The sequence below is a fragment of the Litoribrevibacter albus genome, from assembly GCF_030159995.1.
In the GTDB taxonomy this organism is placed as follows: Bacteria; Pseudomonadota; Gammaproteobacteria; order Pseudomonadales; family Litoribrevibacteraceae; genus Litoribrevibacter; species Litoribrevibacter albus.
Window position 1 is genome coordinate 763,553 of record NZ_BSNM01000016.1, and the last position, 25,539, is coordinate 789,091.

Below are 25,539 nucleotides of genomic sequence, written 5' to 3' on the forward strand. Positions count from 1 at the left end.
TAGGTCAAGCAATTGCTTGTTAAATTCCATAAAGTAATCCTCATGGCGAAAGGCGATCAAAAGTCGTCTGATGAGCCTGATTAAAAACGTGTGTGCTGACAGCGTGTTGTTAAATGTTCAGCTGAGCCTTCGCTCATTACGTTTTTATTTGGTCTCAATGCCCCTTTGTTCGTGTCTCAAACCAAGAGGTTATTATTATGGAATTTTCTACTCAGTATGAAGTATTTGTACCCCACAACAGTGCAGAGCAAGCGAATCACGATGCGTTGTGCGTATACTTCTCAGAGATTTGCTACTGGTAATTACTGCTACTAGTAATTACTGCTATTAGTAATTACTGCTATTAGTAATTTCTGCTATTAGTAAGAGTGATTCTGCACAATTTCCCCCGATTTTAAGGTATTGGCCTGTTAGGCCGATGCCTGATTCTGGAGCCAGCGATCCAGCTTTTCTTGCAGGGTATTGGGATTAATGGGCTTACTCATGTAGTCATTCATTCCGACCTGGATACAGCGCTCCATATCTCCTTTCATCGCATTTGCCGTAAGGGCAATAATCACCACATTCTTGTGATTCGGATGACAATCCCCGTTTCTGATGGCTTTGGTGGCTTCGTAGCCGTCCATGACCGGCATTTGGCAATCCATCAGGATCAGGTCGTAGGGTTTATTGTTCGGAGCTGTTTTAAGGTAGTGCAGCGCTTCCTGCCCGTTACCCGCCGTATCGGCATGGAATCCTAGGCGTTCGAGCAGCCCTAACGCCACTTGTTGGTTGATCACGTTGTCTTCCACCAGCAGGATTTTTGCGCTGTCCTGGGCGGTTACCGGGCGCTTGAGACTTTGAATGTGATGATGGGTAATTAATGGCTTGGCGGCTTTTAATGCGGCGCCTCCTTCCAGTACCACCGAGAGTGCGTCATAGATGTCTTGAAGCGACGCCGGTTTCGGGAAATACCCTGAGAAGCCGAGGTCGGCCAGGTAGTGGGCATCTCCCCGTTCACCGATGGAGGTCATCATAATCAGGTGAATGTGTTCATAGCGCTCGTCACTTTTGATTTTTTGCCCTAAATCGGCGCCGTTCATGTTGGGCATGTGCATGTCGAGAATAGCCACCTGAAAGTACTCTGGCGAATGTTGTTCCAGACATTCCAGGGCTTCACGGGCATTGGCTGTTTGAACGACGAGCGCTCCCCAGTTTTCCAACTGTTCTTTAAGTACCAGGCGATTGGTGGCATTGTCATCGACCACCAGAACGTGGATGTTTTCGAGGTCAACCGTAGGCAGGTTAGGTAAGATTTGATCACTGGGTTGCAGGTTAAGTGAAAAGTTAAATTGGCTGCCTTTGTTGCCTTCACTGATCAGACTGATACCTCCTCCCATCAACTCACACAGTTGTTTACTGATGGCGAGCCCTAAACCGGTTCCGCCATATTTACGGGTGTTGCTGTCGTCCAGTTGAGAAAAGGATTGGAATAGCATGGCTTGTTTTTCTTTGGGAATGCCAATGCCGGTGTCACACACAGTCCCGTACAGGATCAGCCCCAGCTTGCCGACATTTTCCAGCTTGGCTTTGATAACGACTTCACCTTCCTCGGTAAATTTAATGGCGTTTGAAACCAGGTTGGTCAGGACTTGTCGGATTCGGCCGGGGTCACCCTGAACCATGCGATGCGGGATATGGTTAATGTCTAATACCAGCTCCAGACCTTTGCGCTGGGCCAGGTGCGCCATATTGCCTGCCAAATCGTCTAACAGACTGCGGAGGTCAAAATCGATGGTTTCAATATCGAGCTTACCGGCCTCGATTTTTGAGAAATCAAGTATGTCATTAATCACTGTTAACAAGGATTCTGCACTGGACCGGGCCATGCTGATGTAATGCGACTGCTGTTTATCGAGCTTGGTATGGTCCATCAGCGTCAGCATACCCAATACACCATTGATTGGCGTGCGGATTTCATGGCTCATGTTGGCGAGGAATTGAGATTTTGCTACGGAGGCCTGTTTTGCCAGCGTGATTTGGTGTTCCAGTTCGGTATTGGCGTAGACCAGTTGTTGGGTATGTTCATTGAATTGGCTGGCTAACTCCCCCAGTTCCCCTGTTGGAATCGGAGAGATCGCCTGATCCTTGGTTTCCGACAATTGTTCCAGATCCACATGCTTGATTTGGGTGGTCATATTAATCAAGGGTTGAACCAGAATTTTCTGCATGATGATGAAGCCCACCAGCAGACTGACGGATAACACGATAAAAGACGCGATGAGTACCGAATCAATGATGTTTCTACTGGCGGCAAAGGCCAGCGCTTGAGGTGTAACTGTAATGATTTTCCAGTGAGTATCTGGCACCTCAAAGATATTGATCAACACGGGTTCTTTTAGCACCGGGTCGGTGGCGATTTGTAGTTGAGATAAGAGCGCCTCTTTTTTCGCATGGTCAAAAATAGGGTTTCTGAGAGTGCTGACAATGCGTCGGGCTTCTTCTTTGTTGATTTGATAGCTGTCGCTGGTGATCTGGGTGACCAACTTCTCTTCATTTGAGGGCAGGGTTTGTGATGAATCCAGCTTTTTAAGCGCTTCGACCAGAGAAAAGAAGTGAGGCGATTTCTGTTGAAGCTCGGTAATGTTCAAATACTCTTCTGTGGGGTTTCCTTGTTCGTCCTTATCGAAGCGTTTGGTGAGTTGTTGATCCGGGTGTGACAGAAAGGTGCCATTTCGGTCCAGTGCAAAGGCATAGCCGCCGAAGCTTTCGGATTTCTGAGCGAGAAATTCAGTTAACCCTTCCAGTTTGATGTCGATGGTGGTCACACCGTAGAACTGGTCGTTCCTGAACATTGGCGCTGTGGCGGTGACCATCGATTGGTAGGAATATGGGTCCATATAGGAGCGAGACCAGTAAATTTCCCCAGGCTGGAGTAACTTGGCCGGGACGTACCATTCTTCATGATGGTAGCCACTGCCGGCAGGGTGGTTATAGTCGTCGTAGTATTTGAGAACGTTATTAGAGTCCTTCCCCCAGAAAAAGCTGCGCCGCTCAATGTCCGGGTTGTACAGGTAGGGCTCGGGCCAGATACCACCGCCAGCAATGAAGCGCTCTGTGCCCTCGAAGTCAATGATTTTTCGGATGACTTGTCGATGCAGCTCATCGTCCTGAGGCAGAACTTCCCCGGTATTGGCCATCGCGGTGACTAATGACTCGGTCAGCTTAATGCGTTGACCAAGCTGAGCCACGATGGATTCGCCGACTTGTATGACTCGCTGATTAGACATGTCTAACAGCAAGGGTTTACCTCTCAACTCCATCACAACCAAAAATGTGGCGACAAAAAGCACCATGATCACAATAAAGGTCATGGGAATTTTGACTGCCAGTGAGCTGGAGAGCGGTGTATTCCTTACAGCTTCAGGCGTAGTCCTTTTGTGCGCATCACTCATACAGGATTGGATCCACGTTGGCTGGCCAAAATGATAGTAAAAGATATGGCGATTAATGGTCTGATGTATCTAAATGTAGATCAGAGTGACAGTTTTTCAATGACGGGAGGGATATCGGATTGGCCTCAAGAAGCGATCTATGAGGCCAATCGAGTTTGAGCGTTCACGATTATAGGCAGGTTTCTGCTAACCAGTGAAGCTGTGCTCTGTGCTGTTCTTTAGACAGTGGTGGCAGCATAAAGCCATGACACACACAGAAGCAGATAAATTGATGAGCAAAATTCTCAGCGGTTTCCGCATCAATGCCCGCTGTAACCAGTTTATCTTGGATGAAGTTGGCTCGGTCAGTATCCACCGACTCAACACGCTTTTGAACTCGGCTCTCTTGCACTGCCCATGAACGAACTGGCATTTCATAAGCCAAAAGATCATTATCGTGCAGATAATCAATCAATGCTTTAACCAAGCTTTTTCCGGAAGAGTGCTCTTGTGCGTTTAAGTATTCGATAACTACTTGCGTACATTTCTCTTCCCAGTAATCCAGCACTTGTTCGACAAAATCATTACGACTTTCGAAGTGCCAGTAGAAACTGCCTTTGGTAACGCCCAGCTTAGCGGCCAGCTTTTCAATGTGAATTTTTGCACCACCTGTTTGAGACAGTACCTCGAGTGCTTTTTGGATCCAATGCTCTTTGGAAAAGCGTGAATCTTTTTGTTTTTGTTTTACCATGTATTTCTCACTGTGACTTTTCTTATACCCGAGAGAAGTTATATACGTTTACATAAGCCTATTTCAAGCAATTAGCCTCATGTTCCGCCGAATGGAGACAAAAGTCGGGCCTAAGTATACCGAAGTCTTGTAAATCAAAAATCTGTACCATTAAGCATAGATTCTTTTGAGTATTTTTTAACCAGAACAAATCGCTGCTGATGAACGGTTATTTTGTATTCAATGTCATCCTGTGGCGGTAACCGATAGTGTTAATAAATGGTGGTAACGAAGAATAACACCGGGAATCAACAAGAGTTTTGATTTAACCCCAGGTCAGAGGCACAATCGATGTATATTATTCAAGGAGGAAGACCATGAGCTGTATTTTTTGCCAAATCAATCAAGAGCAGATTCCGTCTCATACGATCTATCAGGATGATCATTGTCGAGCCATTGTGGATAAGTTTCCGCTGAGCCCTGGTCATGTGATTGTGTTGAGTAAAACACACCAAGGCAGTGTGGATGACCTGCCTGAGACGGAACTGACGGCCATGTGGTCAGCAGCCCGCCGCATCAGTAAAGCGATGAAGGCTGCAGATAATAGTGTCAAAGACGTTCATTTTTTGATTAACGATGGTCCTGCCGCTAATCAACATGTGCCGCATGTGCATTTGCATGTGATTCCCCGGTACGGTTGGGATTTAGGGATGTTACCGGTTCGTTTCATGACTCGATTTGTTAACCCGTTGAATCATTGGGGGCGTTCTAAAGAATCTGCTCAATGGGCAGAATCCTTGTCTACTCAACTTTAGCGGCTGAGACGGGAATCTGAGTTGTAAACTCTCGCTGTGAAGATGTGGTTTTCGAGCTAATCTTAGGGGGAGTCTTGATCTTGGTTGTATACGTTTGTGAAGATCTTCTTTTCGTTGCCGATTCGCATTAAGGTCATATTGACCTTTCTCCTGCTGTTTGTACTTGGCTTAGCTGCGGCTTTTTTGCATGTTAAACAAGCCGAGAAACGGATCGTGGATCAAGTTGTTTCCGAACAGGTGCTTCTGACGCGTCAATTATTGCAGGTATTTGAGCGTCAGATTACTACACGCCTGCAAAACCTTGAACAAACGACCTTCTTACTGTCCGATTTATCCATTGTTCAATCTCTTTTTAATAATGATCAAACCGAAGGTTTGGTGCTGGATTCCTTTGAAAATGTGCTGTTAAAGAATCCCGCCACAATTTCTTTAAAGTTAGCGGATTTGACCGGGGAAACTCGGTTGGAAGTCACGCCGGAGAAGAGTCAGGTTTATCAGACTTCGAACCAGGAGTCGCGCGTTTCCCAGTACGATTACTTTCCATTTGTAAAACAGATTTCAATGAACGAGGTCGGGTTATTTATCGGTGACCCAGACGAATACCAAGACCCTCATCTAGACATTGTGGCCCCGGTTTATGATGGCTTTTTACCGATGGGGTATGTCATACAAACGGTCTCTGTGAACGGTTTCATCAACGATGTTTTAAGGCTGATAGGCAAAGACGGTGCCTTTCTCTTAATGATGTCACAGAGAGCTAACTACCTGTTTGGTGAAGATGCCCGGTTACAGGCAGGAAAACAAAGCCCTGCCTTTGAGCCAGCCCCGTCCAGTCCGTTTAAATTTTCTCAGGCATTTCCTAATACCTGGCAAGGCATTCAGTTGCTCGTTAAGGGCAAGCCCGATCCGGTATGGTCAGAGCACGGATTGTATTTCACAGTTCATCCTCTAGAGATCGAATTCGACAATGTCGGCCTGTATCAAAGCTGGCTATTGGCCTATTTTTCTGAAGAAAAGGTGCTGGTGCTCGCGGCGCCTCAACTCGAAGGGTTGCATACACGGTTTATCATTATTTCCATTGTTATTGTCATTATTGCCTGTTTCTTATCCTGGTGGATGTACCGACATTCCATGATGGAGGAATTGTCGTTCATGGCACAGGCGGCCATGCAATCGATGTCTCCGATTATCTTGTTGGATCTGAATCAGAACATCATAAAAGTAAATAATGAGTGTCTGAAAGTGATGGGAATGTCGATCAGGGACTTATGTGGCCAACGCTTCTCTTCCTTTCTCAATGAAGAGGATCGCATCGCTTTTGAACGTATGTGGCAACAACTGAGTTGTGATTCTTCCTGGAAAGGGGAGTTGCGCTTTGTGGATGCTCAGGGACGGGATGTGGAAGGGTTGTTTCAGCTCTTTCCATTGGAATCCTCTAAGAGTAAAAACCAGGGATATGTGGGGTCCTGGATGGACATTCGTGAACAAAAGGCGTTGGAACGGCGCTTGCGGAGTTTAACTATCACGGATGCCTTAACCGGATGTAAAAATCGTCGTTACTATGATCATCAGGTGACCGGGCTTTTCAGCAATTTAAAACGGCATCCGGATCAGACGTTCTGTATGGCTCTGGCCGATATTGATCACTTCAAACACGTGAACGATGAATTTGGCCATGATGTTGGTGATGAGGTGTTGCAGGCGTTTGCCGCTTTGCTTGAACAAGAAACAAGAACCTTGGACGTTGTCTGCCGTGTGGGCGGTGAAGAGTTCGCCATTCTGTTACCGAATACCCAACTGAAGGATGCGTTAATGGTGGTGGAACGTGTTCGAAAAATGGTGGCCGCCTTTCCGTTGGCTGGTCATGACATTACCTGTAGCTTTGGCGTTGCTGAAAGCAACCCGGCTACTGATGAAGATGATTTATATAAGAGCGCGGATAATGCGCTCTATCTGGCGAAAGAAAACGGTCGCAACCAAGTCATTTCCTCCTCGAAGGTGGTACAAGGTACGTTCGAGCCACCCTCTTCCCAATCGGCTCGTTGATCAATTCATATTGTGTTTTAACCGGTTATAACGCGGTGGATACGGCAAAACAGCCGTTGTCACATAGTTGTCATAACTTCCCTGCACCATACGCCAAAATACTTAGACCTTTTGAATGAAGGTGATCTATGAGACAAGGCGATGGGCAGATGATATGAATTGGTGTGCATTGGAAGAGTCACTTAGGGAAATCATCAGTCAGGGATTGATTCAAAGCGTATTTCAACCGATTGTGGATATTCGAAAGCAATTGGTGCTGGGCTATGAAGCCCTGAGTCGCGGACCATCCGATTCCCCGCTGTATGCGGCAGGCGTATTGTTCGAAACGGCAGAACGAGCCGGCGTACAGCAAGAGCTGGAACAGCTCTGTCGAAACAAAGCGGTTAAGAAATTCAGAGGTCTGGGTATTGAAGGTTTGCTCTTTGTGAACATCAGTCCACAGGTGTTGGAGCTGCCGGAATTCGATCTGGATAAACTGGACACGCTGATTGATGAATTAGATCTTGATCCTTCTCGTGTCGTGTTGGAACTGTCAGAACGCTATCCAGCTACAGATATGGGCCAGACATTAAAAGCGCTGGCCATTCTCAAAGAACGGGGCTTTAAGATTGCCATCGATGACCTGGGTGCAGGGTACTCGGGGCTGAAGCTTTGGTCCGAAGTGAAGCCCGATTATGTCAAAATTGATCGACACTTCATCCGAGACATCGATACCGATTTGGTCAAACGCGAATTTGTTGCTTCCGTAGTTAATTTGGCAAACGGCATGGGCTGCCAGTTGGTAGCCGAAGGGGTAGAAACCGAGTCGGAATACAAAACCATTCACGAGTTGGGCATTCCTCTGTGCCAGGGCTTTTATTTCGGCAAGCCCAAAGTGCACCCGGTGGTGACCAACCTGAACCGTTCCAGACCGACCATGGAGAACAAAATCTCGCTGGGTAAGGTCGGTGCCTTAGCCACCTACATTCAACCTGTCAGTCCCTCGACTTTGTTGGGAGATGTCATTCAACGCTTCTCCAAAGCCGGTCATATCTCGTCAATTCCGGTGGTGGATGATGACAAGCCCATCGGCATGATTTCCAAATGGAGCTTAATGGAGCTGTTTGCGTTGCCCTTTGGTCGGGCGTTGCATGAGAAGAAGCCGGTAAAGCACTACATGACTCAAACCCCGATTGTGGTGCCCTGGGGGGAAGATTTATCGATTGTCAGTCGGATGCTGACGGACGAGGAAGATCTTTACATACGCCAGCACTTTATCATCACCAAAGAGAGCAAGTACTTTGGCGTGGGCAGTACGCGGGATGTTCTCAAGCGCATTACGGACATGAAAATTCGTTCGGCGCGGTATGCGAATCCACTGACGCTCTTGCCAGGCAATGTCCCAATCAATGAGAAGTTGCGTGAAATGGAAGAGTCGCGGGAAACTTACTCCTTGCTGTATTTCGATATCGACAACTTTAAGCCTCTGAACGATGTGCTGGGGTATTCGATTGGCGATCAGGTCATTCAGTTGCTGGCGAATACGCTACGAGCCCACTTGCAGGAACATAAAACCTTTATCGGCCATGTGGGTGGTGATGATTTTGTGGTGGTGTTTGACGGAGTGGCGGATTTGGCAGAGATCTGTAAAACCGTGCAAGATGCGTTCGTCGAGAAGGTAAAGAGCTTTTATCCACCTTCGATGGTGACGTTGGGATATATGGATGCTTTTGACCGGAACGGTAAACCTCAAAAGTTTCCGCTAAGCACCTTGTCTGTGGGGGTCGTTCAGCAGGATGCGCCGGAAGGCGAGTTGCTCATTGATATTTCAACGTTGGCGGCGCGTGCGAAGAAACGAGCAAAACTACTGGTCTCGAAATATTCGGTGCTTCGGGTATCTGACAGCTTAGCGAACCTCGATGAGATGCAAACAGCGGTGTGATTGGCCGCCGCTGCACCCGAAACGTAGAGTCAGTAAAAACCCCTTACAACGGTTACAACAGCGCTTGCGATTTAATGTTTTCTGAGAATGTCAGAAACAAAAAAGCCGGGGGTTAACCCCGGTAAAAGACTCGATTAGGAGGGAATCGAAAATCGCATTACTGGCTCATCGCCACTGTGCTGAAGGACGCCGTCAGACCCTAAGACCACGTCCTTAAAATCGCTATCGTGTGAAGTAGTGGAATAAACCTGCTGCTGTAGGAATCAGGTTCAACACTGCTAACACTGCAATGGGTGCTAGATAAGTAAGAATTGAGTTATCTGCTTTTTCCATTGGCTCGTCATCGTATACTGCTGTTTCTTGAAAATCGTAAATGCTGCTCATTTGTCTCTCCTTACCCTTATTTCTTTTGGGCTTTTAATTTCTAACCTGGGTTCAGATTAGAGTAACTGGCGGGAGAAACATTGATCCGAATCAATAACCCAACCGCCGTGAATCGAAATGGCGGTGGGTTCTTGATATAGATCAATTTTTGAACGACCTGATCGTCGGGATCAACGTGTGAAAGGCGCCGAAAGAGAGGTTAACGCTGTGCTGTAATGAGCTAGCGTTGTGCTGTAATAAGCTAACGTTGTGCTGTAATAAGCTAACGTTGCGCCGTAATGAGCTAGCGCTGTGCTGAAATAAGATAGCAGCGCAGTAAGTCGTGCTTTCTTAACCAGGATAAAAACTTGCTGGTGGCCATGTATTTTTGCCAGATAGGGTAATCTTTTAATCCTTCAAATTGTTTGCGATATGCAGGTAGCCATTGAGCAAAGCCATCCAGTACCGAAGCTGAAATGTCTTCTTCGGTGACCTGAGAAAAACCGGCTTCTTGCAGCTGTTTTTTGTAGGCATCGAGGGTGATGACATTATCTCTGGGGATACCGCACAGCCACAACAGACACCGCATGATGAACTCTTGCAGTAGGTCTGAAGGTTGATCGGGCATGACCAGGTCTGTGACCACCAGTTTGCCTTCCGGCTTTAATACCCTATGTACGTGTGTGAACCAGGCTTCTCTGTCTTCAAAGAAATAGGCGGCGTCAACGGACAGAACGTGTGAGAAGGTGCGATCCGGTTGATTTTCAATGGCTCTGTGATCGTAGTGGTGAAGAAAGGCATTTACCCCTGCCTGACGCAGTTTCTTTTGAGCGAGACCTACTTGTGTCTGGGACGTATTAACGCCCGAAATACTGTTTACGTGATAGACCGTATCCCAGAGAATCAGTTGATCCCCACAGCCAAAGCCTACATCGAGAAGGTCGGCTTGAGGGTTCAGCTCTGCGGTATCTCCGACTTTTCGAGCGAGTTGACGGCAGGCTTGCTGATAATCCTGTGTATTTTCCCAGAAACCCAGGTTGCCCCAGTGGTGATCGGTTGGCGACAGATTGAGCAGTTCGTCGGAAAGATCGAAGCGTTTCAAGTGGAATGCACGCCACAAAAACAAGACGAGCAGGGCACTGATGAAACCGAGGATGAACATTACACTATTCATAAACAGGACTCTTATCGGATTGGTGGTTAAAAAATAATCCCATGATATTAATGGATTATGACGCATTTCTAAGAGACTGACTAAGAACACATCAAACGTTAATTAATCATTCGGAAGATAGGCTGTTATTGCCTCTGTTTCATAGGTCACTAACTCGAAACAGTGAGTTCGGTTAGGCTGGCTATTGTCGTCCGAAGATTGTCATACACTTTCTATAGAGTGCTGACTTCACTTGTGGTTGTGACTACTGATCAACGAAGAGGGTCTGTTTATGTATCATGCACAAACCATGAATCCCAGTGTTAAGTCTGCAATGAGTGTTCTATTAGCTGTGGGTTGGGGAGCAACCCTGTACGTTGCAGGTTTAATCGTGGTAACTGTAATCACTTGATGTCTGCTGATTAATGACGGGTTATTAGTGATTGGTTATGAATGATGGGTTATTGATCGCTGGAAGTAGATGGATTGCTTCCAGCGAACGCTTTCTACTCTAGCTGTTCTTTCTGTTATCTGTTCTTTCTGCTATCTGTTCTCTTTGGGTGGGTTATTTATCATCAAGCCGTTTTATAGCGGACATAATTAACTGCCTGGTAATCTGAGGTGCTTCAAACGGCATTAAATGCCCGTACTCACGTTCGTGCATAATCTGCAGTTTAGGTTGTGCCCGCAGAATTTTGTGCCAGCTTTTATCGTGAATGAATAATGAGGGTTTACCTCGAATGATCGCGGTGGGTACTTTCAGTTTCTGAACGTCTTTTAATACATTTCGACCAGACAGATAATTGGCGATCTCCCAGTCGACGGGGTAGACCAATTCTACCTGGTTGGTGTGTTTGTCGACCATGCTTTCGACCATGTGTTTGAGCTGATCGTCCGGAATGCGTTTATATGCCGGGCGTTTTTTAAATTGGGCAAATGTGGCATCTTTGGATGGCCATTGCGTTGGTTTAGCCAAAGCGGATTTCATCGGCTCCATACCGGATAACCAACGGGTCGGCGCGTAGTGGCAGAGGAAACTCAACATCGGGCTGATGATCACAGGTTCAATCAGGATGAGTTTGGAAAAGAGCTTGGGTGCTTTGGCTGCGGCCATTAAGGTGATGGTTGCTCCCATCGAATGCCCAAGACCGATCACAGGCTGCTTATGTTGCTTTTTCAGATGTTGAATCAGGTCGTTGGCGTAGTCATCCCAAGTGAGCTGTGTAGCGGGCTCTCCAATATTGGGCCACAGACCTCGATGCCAGAGACTCGTGATAGAGTATTTCTGACTGAGTCCGTTAAGTAAGGTATCGTAGCAGCCGACAGGAAACCCATTTGCACCTGAAAAATGCATGGGGGATTGATCCCGCGTGGAATAGATGGAGAACTTCGGTTTGGCGTTGTTAGACATGATTTCATTTTCGCTGGTACGAACAATTCCGTTGATTCTAGTTTGAGAACCGTCTCTGGTGCAAACACTCGTAAGGACAGGCTATGGAAGAACGCGAAGGCGTCATTAAATTTTCACTTCAACACACGACGCTTGCTGAGCCACTGCATTCAGATGTGATGGATGATCTGAAGGTCTGGCGGGATCTGGCCCGTCGGTTGGCATTACTTGGTCAAGACCCACAGCGCTATCAGGGCTTGGGGTATGGCAACATCAGTGCCCGTGAAACCGGGGCTCAGTTTCTGATCAGTGCCAGTCAAACCAGCGGTGTGATGGACTCCGATGACACGACCTTTGCCCGAGTGTTAAGTGCCGATATCAAACACAACCGGATTGTTTCCGAAGGCGTTTTACCTCCGTCTTCAGAATCGATGACGCACGCCGCAATATATCAATGTTCTGATCAGGTGAATTGGGTCGTGCACAGTCATTGTCCGGAGATTTGGACGCAGTCGGATCATTTGGCGCTGGACTATACTGATGCATCTATTCCCTATGGCACACCCGAGATGGCGTACGCAGTACAAACGTTATTCCGGAAGATGGCGTCGCCCGAACAAGGTATTTTCGTGATGAAAGGCCATCAGGACGGCGTAGTCAGCTACGGCCGAACGGCTGAACTGGCTATGGACATCATGTTGACGACCTTAGCCAAAGCCATGTTTCACTCGGTTTCTGTGGGTGGTGCGTAATTGTTTTCAGCTGGGTGTTTTAGGTCGCTTTAAACCGATTTCGTTTGCCAGGGCGCGTAAACGTTAAGCGTATTCGCTACCGCCAGCGAAGAGCGTACTCCTGCTTCCAGCAAAGGAATTCCTCCACCCAGATAAGAGCCGCAGAACCAAAGATTGTTTTGGGGTTGCTGCATTTTTTGCTGAATAAATTTCAGGGTCTTTAGTGTATCAAAGTTAATCAATGGTCGTTCAAAGGTGGCTCGGGCGAGTACCTGCTTGGGATTTAATTCGACCGTAGGATGCCAGGTTTGAAACACGGGCTGACAATCTTTAACGCTCGGCATGGACTTGTTCAGGCACACCGTGGCCATGGGGCGTTGTGCTTTGGGATCAACCGAATAATACACCGGAGACAAGGTCTGCCAATGAATTGGGTAAATGCTTTGATCCCGGTGAACAACCATCTCACTTTGTTCATAACGAATGGAGGCCAATGCCTCTGACATCTCGGGATCAATCTCTTTGGTCATCTGTGCTGCATGTTGAGGCTGGGTTGCCAGAACCACCTGATCGAAGGTGTGTGTTTCCCCATTTGCCAGTACGATTTCAATAGCTGACGACTTATTAGCATCCGGTTTGATGGATTCGATGGCCTGACCCGTTCGAACCTCATAGCCTTGTGTCAGGCGAGCGACAATGTCTTTTACTCCGTGAGTTGCCTTCCACACACCTTCATCGGCAACACCGCAGGTTAAGTAATCAATGATGATGTTAGCCGGATACTTATAAATGCTGTCGTAGTCACAGGTACATATGGTCGATAGCATAGGCATCAAGACCAGCTTCACAAAAGACGAGTGCTGATAGCCGGCGTGTCGAAGAAATTCGCCAAAGGTCATTTGATCGGTGTTGGCGATGACCTTTCTGTTCAGTTTCCACAAAAACTCTTTCGCTTCAAAAGCATGGCTGATGTTGGTGCGGGCAAACCTATTCGGGCTGTTCAAGAAAGAATAACTGCGGTTACCAAGGCTGTAGTTTTTATAGTGAAAGATTTGTTCGCCGGAATCCTTAAAGAAGGCGCCTGCGTGATCGGTGCGCTCAATGGCGACGCCAACGGTACGATACAACTGATAGAGCTCGTGATAATAGCCTGAAGTGATGATCCGTAACGGGATATCGATCAGAACGGGTGCATCTGCTTCCCCTACATCCACCGAGTAGGCTCCCATGCCTGGTCGATCCTGCTTCTCGAATAAAGTAACGTGGTATTTGTCTTTCAATAACCACGCGGCTGATAAACCTGCGATACCGCTACCGATGACTGCCAGAGAAGGCTTATTCATGCGCTTATGTTCTCGATGTTGACGTGTATGAGTAAGATCTAATGGAAAGACCTATAAAAACAAATGCAGTAAAATGTGTCTAATGATCTGGGCATGGTAATTCACATCTGTGCTCAAAGTAATAACAAATGTTAATGGCAGGAGGGTGAAACCAATGGATGACTTTGATGAGTTCTTGAAAGAAGTTGGGGATGTTCAGCCTCTTAAGCAACAAAATAAAGCCGATATTAAAAAAGAAACCGAAGTCACACCGGGCTTATTGGCCCGTAAACAGGCGGCCGTTTCTGATTTACCAACGGACACTAATTTCCTGACCACAGAGCAAGACTATATCGAGTTTGTTCTGCCGCAAGACCCGCTTGAGTATAAGAAGGACGGTGTTCAGGAAGGCGTCTATAAAAAACTGCGTCAGGGCAAATACACGATGGATGCCCGGCTCGATTTGCACCATCACACCGTGGAGCAAGCCCGTAAAGCGGTCTTTCAGTTCATTCAGGATTGCCTGAAATACGATATCCGTACCGGCATCATTGTGCACGGGAAGGGTGAACGGGAAGAACCGCGCGCGTTATTGAAGAGTTACACCAATAAATGGCTGAAAGAAATTCCTGAAGTGTTGGCTTTCCATAGCGCATTAAAGCAAAACGGCGGTGTTGGCGCGGTGTATGTATTGCTCAAGAAGAGTGAAAGTGAGAAACAGAAGAATCGTCTGAATAATCGTCCTCGCTAAGATTGGCGGTATTAGGGGTTAGCTTATTAGTTGTTGGCTCTTGTTAGTAGGGCTGCAAACAACCTGACTCGCCGTGATCTCATTAGACGCGACCTTTTCGATGCGAGGTCATTCGATACGATCTCATGAGGGCCTAATTACTGCATTAGGCTCTCATGAGGTTGTTAACGTCCCATTTTCAAAGAGAGTTATTGCTTCTCTTGAATGCATCTTTCCTTTTATACATTTTTTCTCTTATAAATATTGCTCCGCGTATTCCGCCAGTTGAGAACGAGGCACGCCTTGTAATTGCAGTGTTCCGCCCAACGGGAACTGACGGAATCGTGCCGTTAAGTAGGTCAGCCCGGAACTGATCGGGTTCATATAGGCGGTGTCGATTTGGGCGAGGTTGCCTAGGCACACCACTTTACTGCCGGCGCCTGCTCGGGTAATGATGGTTTTGATCTGATGGGGTGTCAGGTTCTGGCATTCGTCGATCAGAATAAAGCTTTGCTGGAAGCTCCTGCCGCGCATGTAATTCAGTGACTTAAACTGCAAAGGCACTTTCTGGAGCAGGTAGTCCAGACTGCCATCCCGACATTCATCGTCATCGTGCAGTGCTTCGAGGTTATCGGTAATTGCGCCGAGCCAGGGCTCCATTTTTTCTTCTTCCGTGCCGGGTAAGAAACCGATGTCCTCATCCAGCCCCTGAATGGTTCGGGTGACGATAATGCGCTTGTAGCGTTTAATCGACATGGTCTGTTCAATGGCCGCAGCCAGTGCCAGAATGGTTTTGCCCGAGCCGGCGCTGCCGGTTAAGGTGACCAGATGAATGTCGGGGTCAAGCAAGATGTTCAGGGCCATGGCTTGATAGATGTCCCTTGGGGTGAGCCCCCAGGCTTCTTGCGACATCATCAGTTCATGACACATGTCTTTCAGGGCAATGGTGTCCTTGTTGATTTCAACCACCTTACCAATGAAGCCTTGTTCATCAATGATGAACTGGTTGTAGTAGACCTCATAATCGATGGTGTCTCGGGGAATGATGTGTTTGGCGCGTTTGCCATCCAACACCGATTCCACATTGTCGATGCTGTCCCAGAATGACCCTTCCAGTTGAATAAAACCGGCCGGTAACAAGTCGATGTCCGATACCAGTTGGTCGTTTTGGTAGTCTTCGGCGCGAAGGCCACAACCTCTGGCTTTGAGGCGCATATTGATGTCTTTAGTGACGAGAACGTATTCGGAGTGAGGGGCGTTGGATTGCAGTTTGACGATTTGGTTGATGATTTTGTTGTCGTTGAGATCGTTAGGAAGAGCGGGGTTGAGCGGGGTGATTTTGGGATCGGGGTCGGACATGAGAATGGAGATGCTGCCCCTGGCTTGTTTGCTGTCCGGTCGGATGATGGGAACCCCCCGTTCGACCTGATCCGGAGGTGCATCGCCGATCAGTTCGTCGATCCTCCGTATGGCCTGTCGGCAATCTGCCGACACCGTGTGTTTGCTCGATTTAAGTTTATCGAGTTCTTCCAACACTGTGATGGGGATGGCCACCTGATGCTCATCAAAATTAATCACCGAGTTCGGGTCATGAATGAGGACATTGGTGTCGAGGACGAAAATCTTGGATTTTAATTCAGGAGAAGGCGTGCGGTGGATGCTGTTGAGGCGAGTCGTGGTTGTCCGTGTTGTTGATTTTGTCATAGTACGGCCCTGTGCGCTTAAATTCCTAATTAAGTCTGCTTCGCCAATATGTTGTTTTAATGACAATTTAACGGATCGACATCGCTATTTTTAATAGATCGATAATCTATCGTTTCTGGCGTTGGCAACCCTACAACATATAAATGACACTAAACCAATCTGATCAGCGACATTGCATTATTAAAATTATGATTTCTATTAATCACAACAGTAATAACTTAACTATACTTTAAAACAGTTAGCGCATCGGTCAAGTAGCAGACGGATGAACGGACAGGGAGTTTGCGGTCGTAAACTCTTCAAAATAAGCATAAGGATCAAGTTTTTATTGAGTTTGCCGAGAGTTTAAAGGAAGGTAATGATTAATTATGTCTGTGTCAGGAACGGTCATGGAAGAAGATATTTTAAAGAAGGTTGCTAGTCGCGTTTTAAAAGAAGCGGGACGTATCGATTCTTTGGTGGGTGAATTCACCGAAGTGAAGCAATCCAGTGAAAAAACCGTTGATTCCATTGAGTCACGGTTGCAAAGCGTATTGGGTGAATTTGAACAGTTGAAAGACCGTTTACATGCGGTAGAAAGTCAGCTGGAAGAAGCGCAGTCCTCACAAAGTAGTTCCAGTGTAGAGAATCTGGCTGACCGTGCTGAACTGGAAGCCTTAAAACGGGAATTAGAAGAGGCCCGGGCTCTGAATGAGGAACACGTACATCGCAATGCGGTGCTTCAGGCGACAGTAGAGCAGCTCAAGAAAGAAAAAGAAGAGTTATCCGAAACGTCTGGTGATATTACTCGCTACAAGGCCGAAACCAATGTGGGCTCTTCCTCTGTGGTGCCTCGTGAAGATATCCGAGGCGATTGGTGTTTGTACAAGGAAGTTGTGCCTTTACTGATTACCTATAAGCGAGATTTGAAACAGATGGAATCCGAATTGTTTCGTCTGAAGGGGCGATCAGGTTTGGCATCTGAATAAATAATTTTGGTATGCCCTTGGATCTTGAGGTGATATCTTTCTCAGAAAGAGTCATGATAAAACCTAATCAAAAAGCAGTACGATCAGAGGTTTTAGCCCTTGAGTAAAAAAATAATAAAAGGCGCCCTCATGTGTTGGATTAGATATGTTGTACTAATGCTGGCCGTTCTGGCATCGTCCCTGACTTGTCGTGCTGACACAGACATTAATGACTTGGTGTGGCCGAAACTTATTGAAGTTCACCAAGGCGACATTTATTCGTTGGAAGACGCCTCTAAATACATTGAAGACCGTCATGGCGAATACAACATTCAGATGGTTCGGGAACAGGCTGAATTATGGCAGCCAGTGCCGGACGACTCCTTAAACTTCGGCTACAGCCGCTCCAAGTTCTGGATTCATAGCCAATTCAACAGTGAAATCAATGAACCGTTAATCATTCGGGGTGAGTACGCCTTGATTGATTTTGTCGATGTCTGGATATATCGAAACGGCCAGCTGGTGAAAGCGCATCAAACCGGGGATTCGCGTCCTTACTACAGTCGACCTATCGAACATCCACAGTTTGTGTTCTCTGTGGATTCAAAGATTGGCGATCAGATCGATGTCTATTTCCGCTTGCAAACTGATGGTTCGGTGACCTGGCCATTGCGTGTCATGAGTGAATCCACCTATGAAACGCAGCAAGATAATATCTTGGTGGTGCGTGGTGGTTACTTCGGCATCATGTTAGTGATGGTGCTCTATAACCTGTTTATCTATGCCGTGATTCGACAGCGGGCGTATGCCTATTATGTGCTCTTTGTCTCGACCTTTTTGTTCTTTCAACTCGTTTATGAAGGGGTGGCTTTCCAACACTTATGGCCAAATTTACCTTGGCTGAATGCTTATATGTTGCCGCTTTCCTATGCCCTCAACGAGGTTGCGATGATTGCCTTCATCCGGGTATTTATGGAACTGCCGGGGAAAAACCCGAGGCTGGATCTCTATTTCCGAATGCTGATGATCATGGCTGTTGGATTGGTCGTCGGTGTGACGGTGATCCCGTACAAATATTTAGTCCCAATGGTTGTGGTGCTGGCGTTGGTGGTGACCATCAGTGGTTTCAGTACCGGTGCTTACCTTTGGTCGAAAGGGAATAAGTTCGCGCATTACTTTACGGTGGCTTGGGCTCTGTTATTGGTGGGCTTGGTGTTGGGTAATCTTCGGGCGATAGGCATTATTCCAACCAACTTTGTGACGGCACATGCCTATCAGTTCGGGGCAGTGTTCGAAGTGCTGCTATTGTCGCTGGCGCTTGCCCGTCGTATTGATATTGCACAGAAAGAAAAAGCATTGGCAGAAAAAGAGATGATTCGTGCTCAGCGGGAATCCATCTTAAATCTGAAACGCTATCAGGATCTCTACGATAACGCTGTTGCTGGGATGTTCCAAAGTAATCTCCAGGATCGCTTTATTCGGGTCAACGGGGCGTTGGCCAACATGTTTGGTTATGAGTCGCCGCAGGAAATGGTCTCACAAATCAGCAGTATTTCTCATGATCTGGCGGCGGATAAGCCGGACATGGATGAGCTGTTCCGAAAACTGCTTCGTGAAAAGTCGGTGATGGACCGAGAGTTAAAACTGCGCTGCAAAGACGGTTCTTACATCTGGGTTTCTATGACGGTTCGAACCGTGATGGATATTGCCGGTAATGTGGATCACCTGGAAGGTTCGGTGGTGGATATTACCGAGCGGAAGTACGCTGAAACTTACCGTCAGGAAGAAGAGCGCCGAAGAATGGCGGCCTTGGAAGAAGTGGTCGTCGGCGTCGCGCATGAGGTCAGTACACCACTGGGTATTAACCTCACCAGTTTGAGTCTGATTGAAGATCGACAGTTGGAGTTGAAGCAACAATTCGAAAGCGGAAAGATGTCGCGTCACAGTTTTGAAAGCTTCATTGATGTGTTGGGTGACGGGATTGATCTGATGTCACGTAACCTCAAACGTATCGAGAATTTGGTGCATAACTTCCGCCAAGTGTCGGTACACCACTTGGGGTATTCCCAAAAAGAGTTTGATCTGGCTGACCTGGTTCGCGGAATTGCTCTGGGAGATGGTCCGGATCTGACTGGCATTTGTCTCGATCTAAACGTGCCAAACCAAGTTGATGTGTGCAGTTATCCACAGGCGTTTTTATTGATTCTCGAAAAGCTGATGGAGAATTCTCTGCAACATGGCTTTGTTAAAGATCAATTGAATAAGTCGATTCGTGTCGAGTTGGAGGTACAGCCCTCAAAAGTCACGTTAACCTACAAGGATAACGGAAAAGGTTTGGATAAGGCTGTGCAGGAAAAAATCTTTATGCCGTTCTATACCACCCAGCGTGGAGCCTTAGGCCGAACAGGGTTGGGCATGTACATCGTCTTTAATGTGACTACGCAGTTGTTACAAGGGCGGGTACAGGTGTTGGATCACCAGGGCTTTGCTCTCTCAATCGAGGTACCAAGGTATCTGGAAGTGGATATCTCTCAGAATGAAGCCGTGAGAGATGTGAGTTCGGATGGCTTTATTCAGGTCTCTGAAAACGTCGTCCCTTTACCGAAGAAGAAAGCCTGATGAGTTTCTGGGGGCATGCCTGTGCTGTTTATGGCAAATCAGGCGTGGAAGCGGTATTGCTTAAGCTTCAGGACCACTATGGCTTGGTGATAAACCATTTATTGATGGCCGTGTATCTGGCCAACAAAGGCCAGACCATTTCCTGGCGACCCTTGTTAACGCAAGAGCGGGACAGTCAGGTGTTAGCCAAGCTGGTGGCGCCGGTTCGGAATTTTCGTCGGGATGCCAAATCCGGAGTGTCTGAATCCACCTATCAGGCATTAAAGTCGGTGGAGTTATCTCTGGAACGCGTTCATATTGCCTGGCTTGAACAACAGAGCTCGATGGGATTGGCAGCGCTTGAGGGGGCTAGCTTGAATGAGAATCTGGCTCAGGTGTTGGCAGACTATTTAAAGGCTGCTACTTCATTAGGTGTCGTGTCCATCGATGTGGATGATTCAGACTTTTCTCTCGCAATGAACGAATTTATTTCAACCGTCACTTCGTGAAGCTTGCTGCTGTCTGGTGGCTGTTGGAATAGGTGGCTGTCGATCCATTCAGTAATGAGATGCATGGATCGATTATCATTTGGGTGGATTCTGTCCAACTCTACCAAGCCCATTCCTTGTTCAAAGGCTTTGATGTACTGCTGAGTGTCTCGAAGAATGGAGATAACAGGTAGTCCGAGCTCTTTTAGGAACTGGCTCAAGGTTGCAAATATTTTGGTGTTTCGGCGTACCCGGTTGGCAATAATCCCTACAGGAATGGGGTTTTGACGATAAGCACGAGCTTGCAACAGATGATAAATAAAGTGCTCCACCGCCTTGATGTCTATCATTGAAGGCAAGACAGGAATCAGGATCACGTCTGAACAGGAGACGACTTCTTCCAAAGCGAAATCCGGCATGGCGGCCGGCGTGTCGAGAATGATGAGATCGCTTTCGATGGACGACCTCAGTTGCCAGCTGCGAGTTTGATTCAGGTGATTTAATTTGAAACCGGACTGCAGTTGAATCGGATTCAAGGTGTTCGGGCGCAGCGTCAGCCATGAGGTGCTGGATTGCTGAGAGTCAAAGTCCATGATGGTGACATCATTGTCCTGGGCATAATGGGCTGCTAAATTGGTCGCAATCGTTGTCTTGCCACTGCCGCCTTTGGCATTGGTAATAAGGATTCTTGGGATGCTTTTTCTATGGTACTGGCGAGCCATTTCAGCGACCTGTTGAGTGATCATAGGGTGTCCTTATTTCTTGGCCTGGACAGCCTATGAACTAAGGTTAAGACTTAAGTTATCTTGAGTCTCTTTTTCCAACCATGGTTGAGTTAAATGTAGACCATAACGTATTGATCGTTCATAGAAAATAATTCTTTAGGCAGGTTATCCATTTTATGAAAATTATGATTAAGCTGATGTTGTTGGCTCTTGTGGGGGCGGTAGTCGCGCCAATGTTGATTAAAGGGCCGGATGGAAAACCCTTGCTTTCCTGGCAAGATTTTTTTTCTTTGCCTTCTCAAGACAGTGGCTCAGCATCAAGTTCTGACCCCGATGTGACGCCTCAGTCTCCTTCCGGATTGACCACTGTCTATAAATGGAAAGACAAAGAGGGACAGTGGCATTTCTCTGACAAGCCTCAGGATCATGTGGACAATGAGACACTAAAATATAATCCTAATGCCAATATTATTCAGTCACTAGCGAAGAAAGAAGAGGAATCCGAGGTGGAAGTGACACCGATGAAGGTGCCTGAACCCTCTGCCGGGCCTTCTTTGACTACCGTTCCTTTGACCGAGGTGCCAGAGCTGATGGATCAGGCAAAACAGTATCAGCAATTACTGGATCAACGGAACAAGACATTAGAACAGTTTAATGCCAACAAAAAATAGGTGAAGAGTGAAAGTTGTTAAGAATTTGGTAGCGTCTGCGGCGTTAACTTTGTCGGTTGGGGGGATCGCGGCTGAGTCTGACGTTCAGCCCGTGGCAATGACGGATCAGCAAAAATTAAGTTATGCCATTGGCGTTGTGTTTGGGGCCAGGCTACAACAAGAAACCAATCAGCTGGATATGACCGTGTTTGAACAAGGGTTGCGTGACAGTTACCAAGGGCAACCTCTGAAATTATCTGATCAGCAAATTAAGGATGCCTTTGAGCGCTATCGTTTGTCTCAGGAAGCTGCTCGTAAAGATCAGGAAGCGGCCTTTGAACAATTGGCTCAGGCAAACTTTGAACGTGGTCAAAAATTTCTGAAAGAGAATCTCAAATCGTCCAGTGTTCAGGAGATCGAGCCCGGGCTTCAATTCGAAGTTGTGAAAGAGGGAACGGGTGCGCATCCAGGACTAGAGGATACTGTGGCCGTTCACTACCAAGGCCAGTTATTGAATGGTGATGTGTTTGACACTTCTCGTCAGCTTGAAAAGCCAGTTCAATTTCAGGTTAAGCAAGCCCCTGCAAGTTGGGTGAAAATTTTGCCTAAGATGTCCGTAGGCTCTGTATGGCGAGTTTGGGTATCCCCTGAACTGGGCTTTGGTTCTGGTGGCGCAGGACCGGTCGGACCTAACGAAGTCTTAGAATATGAGCTGGAATTGGTTGCTGTAAACCCTTAGTGAGACGTCTGGATTTATCTCTTAATTCAGTCGCTAAGGTAATTCAAAGTGGTTGAGTAAGCCATTGGAGCCCAGAGCCACCAGTTTCTTGCCGGAAACAAATGCCAGGTCGGTGACATAGCTGCTTTCGCGATACACGTTCGGGCGAATGTGCATGCGCCATTTGCCCAGCAGTTCCCCTGTGGTTGCATCGTGTAGTTGGATGTGACCATCAAACAACCCCAAAGCAATGCGTTTATTATCTGGTGAAAAGCGTGCAGCTGAGATGCGCTGTCTTTGGGTGTTGGTGGTTGCAATGGTGTTGCCGGTATTCAGATCATACAGATAACCATTATCCATATAAGCCGCAACAAAAATAACATCACCTGTGTGGTTGCTGGTGACCACATCGACCGGGAAATTGTGTTCCCAGCTTCGGATCTTTTGCCCCGTTCGCCAATTCCACAAGTTAGCGGTCATGTCCTCTGATCCTGTCAGTAAGTAGTCACTTTTAGGCATGAAATAGACTGAGCGAATGGTATGTTCGTGGGCCAGCGATCGGACAATCTGACCCGCTTTAAGATCAAAAATACTCGCGAGATTATCTTCCCGCCCCAGGGCGGCTACCTGACCATTCGGATGGAGGGCGAGCGAATGAAGTCGGCTGGGGACAGTCCAGTAGCCGAGTGATCTGCCGGTATCGGCGTTCCAGGCAACAATGGATTTTGTATCGGCGGTAAGAGCCACCGATCCACTTGGAGATAAGGCTGTCTGAGCCAGGTCAGAATAGCCATTGGAATCATGGTTCCAATTATAGAGCCGTTCGTTCTTTTCTGTGCTCCAGAATGATCCTCCGTGATTGATGGAGGCAATGACGGCATGAGCACCTTGTCGGTCTAAATTACCGTCTCGGATACCTTGAATGGCATATTCTTCATACCGACTGGGTGGTTCGCCGCTACATGCAGTGAGAAGTGAACCCATCACGACTACGCTGAAAAAACGTCTAAAGAGCAATGCTCGTTGTCTTTTTGTGTGAAGGGCTGGCATGCAGTCTGATCTCATTAGATGTTGAATCTGGAAGCGTTAAGCTTAAGTCTAGCTTCGAATATCGAAATCCAATATCGGTTAAGGCCGGTATTAGTGATAACCGCTATTAGTGATAACCGATATTAGCAGCTAGAACTGATAACAGTTCTAACCTGTTAATGCTTATAAGAGGGTTTCGGCAGAAGCCAGATCGACTTTAACAACTCGAACAAATTGATTCCCGAGCGAGGCAGCCATAGCTGGTTTGCCTTAGGCAACCAGCTCTCTATGGCTATTGTGTAAACATTCGATTAACTGATCTTCAAGTACAAAGCGTTCTTCTAAGGCTTCACCCAGCAAAGATAACTTCTCAGGTAGGACTTCGAGCAAGTTGGTTTCATGCACGCTGTTGTCGTATTCGTCATTGAAGTCTAATGCGATTTCGGTGGTTTCCTGAATTTTAGGAAAGAGGCGTTCGGCCAGTTCAATACCGCCATCGTTGAATTCGTTCGCTTCTTTAATCAGCTGTTCGTAAACTTCAAAATGTCCCGCAGAAACGTAGTCTACTAATACCTGACACAGCTTTTGAATGTTTGAAGAGTAAGTGGATTCTTCGTGTTCGCGAGTGATGCTGCTAAGTTCACAATATAAGACAATGAGTTCCTGGCGTTCTGCTAACCAACGGTCAATAATCTCACTGACACCGCCCCAACGTTCTTTTGCGGATTTACAATTTTCTAGCATATGTGTCTTCCCTTGTTTGCCAGTCGTTGCTGGCATTAATAATCGTTATGGGGCTATTAAATCGTTTTGCTTTGCTAAGTGGTGGTTTCCTTCTGGGGGAAACTCAACCACTCTTTTTTATCCCTGTTTCTAGAATCTACTGATTTTCGAAGAGGCTTGTCAATAACATTCAACACTTCAAACGGGCGTTTACTTTGAGGTTCTCCAAAGAAGGGCGGAATAGACGCAATAACCGAGGAAGACAATGATCATCCAATTGGGCATGGTCAAGCCAAGGAAGTCCCAGCTGATTTCAGTGCAGGATGCTGAGCCTGTCAGCATGTACGTTAGAATTTCCTGGAACGGAAGAATGTCCAGCATGTATTCCAGCGGAGCACCACAATCAGGGATGTCTTCCGGTGGATAAGCCTGAATCCAGCTGTGTCGAGCGGCAATAGCGACACCGGCGATACTGACCAGACCGGCAACACAGGCGTAGATGGTTCGGCCGAGTGGCTTTTCCGGATTATGAATGGCAGCAATCAGCGCAACCCAACCTAGAACGAACACTACAATGCGTTGCATCATGCACATCGGACAAGGTTCGAGACCTACAACCAGCTCGAAATAATATGCCGCCGCTAAAAGGGCGATGGAAACCAACACTGTGATCGAAGATAGGGCGCGAAAATTGGTAAGAAAAAACATGATGGGTATTTTCCGGTTAGCTTGATTACGTTATAAATACTACATTAAGAGATGTAGAAACAAGTACTTAGTGTTTGTTGGAACTTTGTTTACTGATTTAGTTCAATAACTGACACCGTATTGGTTATTGGTGTGTTAATCCAGTTTGAGGGGAGAAAATTTATGGTTAAGCGTTATTTGGGCATCTTGTGTATGGCACTTATGTTGGGTGCCGGAAACAGTTATGCGGTCTCCTTCGTAAACTTTGATGAACACTTTACGACCAACTTTGGTGATCCTGAAAAACCGAAGTTAAGTTATCTTCGAGTCAACGTGGCTCTGAAGGTGGATAACGACACGATTGCCACTCAAGTGCGTAATCATACGCCTTATATTCGTGACCTTATTATCTCTCATTTGGTCAAACAGCAAGTGGATACAGTGCGTACGGCCGAGGCAAAGAATCAGATGTTGCAAGATATTCTGGCAGAAATTCAGGCGTTCTTGACGGAAGAGGAAGGCGATTCTCTAGTTCAAGAAGTATTGTTTACTGAGTTTATTGTTCAGGAATAAACGTTCAGAGAAAAGGAATCTTGTCAGATATCCTGTCAGCGATGTAGCGTTTAGAAAAGGGAATGAGAGAGGATTAGCCGTTG

At 46.9% G+C, this 25,539-nt stretch carries 23 protein-coding genes; 12 read left to right on the forward strand and 11 right to left on the reverse strand.

Going from position 1 to position 25,539, the window contains the following annotated elements; genetic code table 11:
• Positions 1 to 410: 410 nt before the first annotated feature.
• Positions 411 to 3,434, reverse strand: a complete 3,024-nt coding sequence (locus QQL66_RS18055; RefSeq protein WP_284383340.1) for a response regulator — start codon at positions 3,432 to 3,434, stop codon at positions 411 to 413.
• Positions 3,435 to 3,464: 30 nt separating this feature from the next.
• Between QQL66_RS18055 and QQL66_RS18060 the strand changes: the two genes are divergently transcribed.
• Positions 3,465 to 3,593, forward strand: a complete 129-nt coding sequence (locus QQL66_RS18060) for a hypothetical protein (protein ID WP_284383342.1) — start codon at positions 3,465 to 3,467, stop codon at positions 3,591 to 3,593.
• A 10-nt stretch (positions 3,594 to 3,603) separates the two neighbouring features.
• Here QQL66_RS18060 and QQL66_RS18065 read toward each other — a convergent pair whose 3' ends face one another.
• A complete protein-coding gene (locus QQL66_RS18065; protein ID WP_284383343.1) occupies positions 3,604 to 4,164 on the reverse strand; it encodes a TetR/AcrR family transcriptional regulator in 561 nt (186 codons plus the stop codon).
• A gap of 356 nt (positions 4,165 to 4,520) precedes the next feature.
• Here QQL66_RS18065 and QQL66_RS18070 point away from each other — a divergent pair, with 356 nt between their 5' ends.
• From QQL66_RS18070 to QQL66_RS18080, 3 genes are all read left to right on the forward strand, one after another.
• Positions 4,521 to 4,958, forward strand: a complete 438-nt coding sequence (locus QQL66_RS18070; RefSeq protein ID WP_284383344.1) for an HIT family protein — start codon at positions 4,521 to 4,523, stop codon at positions 4,956 to 4,958.
• 96 nt (positions 4,959 to 5,054) lie between these two features.
• Positions 5,055 to 7,004, forward strand: a complete 1,950-nt coding sequence (locus QQL66_RS18075) for a sensor domain-containing diguanylate cyclase (protein ID WP_284383346.1) — start codon at positions 5,055 to 5,057, stop codon at positions 7,002 to 7,004.
• Positions 7,005 to 7,158: 154 nt separating this feature from the next.
• Positions 7,159 to 8,925 (forward strand): GGDEF domain-containing protein, encoded by a 1,767-nt coding sequence (locus tag QQL66_RS18080; RefSeq protein WP_284383347.1) that lies wholly within the window; start codon positions 7,159 to 7,161, stop codon positions 8,923 to 8,925.
• A gap of 222 nt (positions 8,926 to 9,147) precedes the next feature.
• Here the strand turns inward: QQL66_RS18080 and QQL66_RS18085 are convergent, their stop codons facing one another.
• The 3 genes from QQL66_RS18085 to QQL66_RS18095 all read right to left on the reverse strand — a co-directional run bounded on the left by QQL66_RS18085 (position 9,148) and on the right by QQL66_RS18095 (position 11,852).
• Positions 9,148 to 9,309: a hypothetical protein gene (locus QQL66_RS18085; RefSeq protein ID WP_284383348.1), complete on the reverse strand. Its 162-nt coding sequence runs from the start codon at positions 9,307 to 9,309 to the stop codon at positions 9,148 to 9,150.
• Between the two features lie 283 nt (positions 9,310 to 9,592).
• Positions 9,593 to 10,462, reverse strand: coding sequence for a class I SAM-dependent methyltransferase (locus QQL66_RS18090; RefSeq protein WP_284383349.1), 870 nt, complete (start codon positions 10,460 to 10,462; stop codon positions 9,593 to 9,595).
• 544 nt (positions 10,463 to 11,006) lie between these two features.
• Positions 11,007 to 11,852 (reverse strand): alpha/beta hydrolase, encoded by an 846-nt coding sequence (locus QQL66_RS18095; RefSeq protein ID WP_284383350.1) that lies wholly within the window; start codon positions 11,850 to 11,852, stop codon positions 11,007 to 11,009.
• Between the two features lie 83 nt (positions 11,853 to 11,935).
• Between QQL66_RS18095 and QQL66_RS18100 the strand changes: the two genes are divergently transcribed.
• Positions 11,936 to 12,583, forward strand: a complete 648-nt coding sequence (locus QQL66_RS18100; protein ID WP_284383352.1) for a class II aldolase/adducin family protein — start codon at positions 11,936 to 11,938, stop codon at positions 12,581 to 12,583.
• 29 nt (positions 12,584 to 12,612) lie between these two features.
• Here the strand turns inward: QQL66_RS18100 and QQL66_RS18105 are convergent, their stop codons facing one another.
• Positions 12,613 to 13,905 (reverse strand): FAD-dependent oxidoreductase, encoded by a 1,293-nt coding sequence (locus tag QQL66_RS18105; protein ID WP_284383354.1) that lies wholly within the window; start codon positions 13,903 to 13,905, stop codon positions 12,613 to 12,615.
• Positions 13,906 to 14,059: 154 nt separating this feature from the next.
• Between QQL66_RS18105 and smrA the strand changes: the two genes are divergently transcribed.
• Complete coding sequence (smrA, locus tag QQL66_RS18110) at positions 14,060 to 14,635, forward strand: DNA endonuclease SmrA (protein WP_284383356.1); 576 nt, start codon at positions 14,060 to 14,062, stop codon at positions 14,633 to 14,635.
• Positions 14,636 to 14,869: 234 nt separating this feature from the next.
• Here the strand turns inward: smrA and QQL66_RS18115 are convergent, their stop codons facing one another.
• The gene (locus tag QQL66_RS18115; RefSeq protein ID WP_284383359.1) at positions 14,870 to 16,318 is read right to left on the reverse strand and encodes a PhoH family protein; all 1,449 of its coding nucleotides are present in this window, start codon (positions 16,316 to 16,318) and stop codon (positions 14,870 to 14,872) included.
• Between the two features lie 389 nt (positions 16,319 to 16,707).
• Here QQL66_RS18115 and QQL66_RS18120 point away from each other — a divergent pair, with 389 nt between their 5' ends.
• From QQL66_RS18120 to QQL66_RS18130, 3 genes are all read left to right on the forward strand, one after another.
• Entirely contained in the window at positions 16,708 to 17,286 is a 579-nt protein-coding gene (locus QQL66_RS18120; protein WP_284383360.1) for a hypothetical protein, read from the forward strand.
• Between the two features lie 129 nt (positions 17,287 to 17,415).
• A complete protein-coding gene (locus tag QQL66_RS18125; protein WP_284383362.1) occupies positions 17,416 to 19,884 on the forward strand; it encodes a 7TM diverse intracellular signaling domain-containing protein in 2,469 nt (822 codons plus the stop codon).
• Positions 19,884 to 20,372: a TIGR02444 family protein gene (locus QQL66_RS18130; protein WP_284383363.1), complete on the forward strand. Its 489-nt coding sequence runs from the start codon at positions 19,884 to 19,886 to the stop codon at positions 20,370 to 20,372. Before QQL66_RS18125 ends, QQL66_RS18130 begins: the two co-directional genes overlap by 1 nt.
• Here QQL66_RS18130 and QQL66_RS18135 read toward each other — a convergent pair.
• The gene (locus tag QQL66_RS18135) at positions 20,270 to 21,097 is read right to left on the reverse strand and encodes a ParA family protein (protein ID WP_284383365.1); all 828 of its coding nucleotides are present in this window, start codon (positions 21,095 to 21,097) and stop codon (positions 20,270 to 20,272) included. The two genes, QQL66_RS18130 and QQL66_RS18135, sit on opposite strands and share 103 nt — an antisense overlap.
• 155 nt (positions 21,098 to 21,252) lie before the next feature.
• Between QQL66_RS18135 and QQL66_RS18140 the strand changes: the two genes are divergently transcribed.
• A complete protein-coding gene (locus tag QQL66_RS18140) occupies positions 21,253 to 21,747 on the forward strand; it encodes a DUF4124 domain-containing protein (RefSeq protein WP_284383366.1) in 495 nt (164 codons plus the stop codon).
• A 7-nt stretch (positions 21,748 to 21,754) separates the two neighbouring features.
• Positions 21,755 to 22,465 carry an FKBP-type peptidyl-prolyl cis-trans isomerase gene (locus QQL66_RS18145; protein WP_284383368.1) on the forward strand — a complete coding sequence of 237 codons (711 nt, stop codon included), beginning with the start codon at positions 21,755 to 21,757 and terminating at the stop codon, positions 22,463 to 22,465.
• 33 nt (positions 22,466 to 22,498) lie between these two features.
• Here the strand turns inward: QQL66_RS18145 and QQL66_RS18150 are convergent, their stop codons facing one another.
• The 3 genes from QQL66_RS18150 to QQL66_RS18160 form a co-directional block, all read right to left on the reverse strand.
• Positions 22,499 to 23,428 (reverse strand): WD40 repeat domain-containing protein, encoded by a 930-nt coding sequence (locus tag QQL66_RS18150; protein ID WP_284383370.1) that lies wholly within the window; start codon positions 23,426 to 23,428, stop codon positions 22,499 to 22,501.
• A gap of 315 nt (positions 23,429 to 23,743) precedes the next feature.
• Positions 23,744 to 24,217: a sigma D regulator gene (rsd, locus tag QQL66_RS18155; RefSeq protein WP_284383372.1), complete on the reverse strand. Its 474-nt coding sequence runs from the start codon at positions 24,215 to 24,217 to the stop codon at positions 23,744 to 23,746.
• A 189-nt stretch (positions 24,218 to 24,406) separates the two neighbouring features.
• Entirely contained in the window at positions 24,407 to 24,904 is a 498-nt protein-coding gene (locus QQL66_RS18160; RefSeq protein WP_284383373.1) for a disulfide bond formation protein B, read from the reverse strand.
• Between the two features lie 162 nt (positions 24,905 to 25,066).
• Here QQL66_RS18160 and QQL66_RS18165 point away from each other — a divergent pair, with 162 nt between their 5' ends.
• A complete protein-coding gene (locus QQL66_RS18165) occupies positions 25,067 to 25,456 on the forward strand; it encodes a flagellar basal body-associated FliL family protein (protein WP_284383374.1) in 390 nt (129 codons plus the stop codon).
• The last annotated feature ends 83 nt before the right edge of the window (positions 25,457 to 25,539 follow it).